Here is a 1,111-nt window from a genome sequence, read left to right as displayed (position 1 = left end):
GTCTTGTCCAGAAAGCCGAATTTCTTCATGCTTCCGCCGCCAACTACTACAATCGCCTTTTTCCCCTTGAGGGATTTCAACGCCTCAAGCGCGTTTTTACCGTGATACAAGTCACGAGGTAAGGTAAACCGTCCCATAAAATACTCCTTTTTAATAACAACTTTGAACCGGCTTTCATTTTCCAGTTCCATACATATTTGTTATTTATTATTATTTTTATGTATGTAAGATTATATTATCACAATTATGGAAAAAGTGTCAACTATTAGGAAGCAATATTCATGCTTTACGCTAAATTAATTTCTGTTATCCGTGCCGTCAAGAGGGGAACCTTCACCCTTCGGGTTCGGTTGAGGTTCCTGGTACGGGGATTTTATTCGACAGAGGGATAATAAAGCGTTCTTTCGCATTTCGACGCTATGTTTGCAAACTTGCTACAGGCTTATTCCCTCTCCTCTACACGATGTATGCCCAAAGAATTTAATAGCGAAAAAAATTATCACTCTAAAAAAAAGCCAGAATACGCAAAGCCCTTCCGAGGGCTAGACGGCTGTGGCATTTATTTAAGCACGCTCTGGCGTGGCATGGTAGGCGATCCACACCGTGCGCCCCCGGCATAGCTTTGCGTATTCCGGCTTTTACTTAGCGAAGATTTTTTTCAATATTTTTGATTTGGGCATACATCTTCTAGCGGTAATGGGCATTTAAATTGGTAGTGGAACTTTGCGTATTAAGACTATCACTTAGCGAAAGACTTTTTTTAGTCTTTATTTTAGGAAAATATTCCCATAAACTATTGACAAAAACGCCAAAAGTGATAATATATTCTTAATGAAACAAAAAGTGGCTATAAATACACAATTCCCGACACAAAAACCGCTATTACAAAAATTATTCAAAGTGTGGGCAATGAAAATGAGGGATTTTAATGGCGATTAGTTACTTGTCTAAAGAGTGTTACATACCTCGCTATGACCGTCTGACCACTAAAACATCATGGAACATTTATTGTAAAAACATGAATAATTGTGATGTTTTAGTGGTCAGAGGGCGATTGGGTTTGGTTCATCAAGAGGGGAACCTTCGCCGTTTTTGCGGCTCGGTTGAGGTT

1 protein-coding gene and 1 pseudogene are annotated in these 1,111 nt (G+C 39.2%); one reads left to right on the top strand and one right to left on the bottom strand.

Going from position 1 to position 1,111, the window contains the following annotated elements:
* A pseudogene (locus ACYVRH_RS13090) lies at positions 1-137 on the bottom strand (butanol dehydrogenase); the annotation flags it as partial.
* Between the two features lie 791 nt (positions 138-928).
* Between ACYVRH_RS13090 and ACYVRH_RS13085 the strand changes: the two are divergent.
* The coding region (locus ACYVRH_RS13085) for a hypothetical protein (protein ID WP_461257339.1) at positions 929-1,111 on the top strand (183 nt) is incomplete at its 3' end.

Source organism: Treponema sp. R80B11-R83G3 (genome assembly GCF_054786115.1).
This window is presented reverse-complemented; position numbering and strand designations above follow the sequence as displayed.